General features: G+C 56.4%; 1 protein-coding gene. It reads right to left on the bottom strand.

The window, feature by feature from the left end:
* On the bottom strand, positions 1–438 hold a 438-nt coding region (locus tag LC407_RS20830; protein ID WP_223483532.1), incomplete at both ends, for a histidine kinase.

The raw sequence follows: 438 nt of genomic DNA, 5'->3' as shown, positions 1-438 counted from the left end.
GTTCATCCCCACGCCATCATCGGTAATTGTCAGTAAGTGCTCACCTTTTTCACTGTGCTGATAATCCACCCGGATAACCTGCGCACTGGCGTGACGAATCGCATTCAGCAGCGCCTCACGGACGATCTGCAACACATGCACCTGCTGTTGTGCTTCCAGACTCTGCAGTCCGGTCTGATAGTTAAAGTGTATCTCTGCACTGCTCTTCTCCTGCAGCGAGGCGATCATCGCCTGCATGGCCGCCACCAGATCCGCCTGCTCAATGGTCAGACGGAAAGTGGTCAGCAGCTCACGCAGCTGACGATAGGCCTCGGCCAGCGCCTGATCGAAGTCCGCGATAATGGTATGGGCGGCGCTATCGTCTTTATCAACGGCGCGGCGCAGCAGGGTCAGCTGAATGCGTAAAAACGAGAGCGACTGCGCCAGCGAGTCATGTAA

Origin of the sequence: Stenotrophomonas sp. OVS01A (genome assembly GCF_019969775.1) — a bacterium.
GTDB classification, from domain to species: Bacteria; Pseudomonadota; Gammaproteobacteria; order Xanthomonadales; family Xanthomonadaceae; genus Stenotrophomonas; species Stenotrophomonas indicatrix.
The sequence above is the reverse complement of the archived record's forward strand: the minus strand, read 5'-3'. Positions and strand labels throughout refer to the sequence as shown.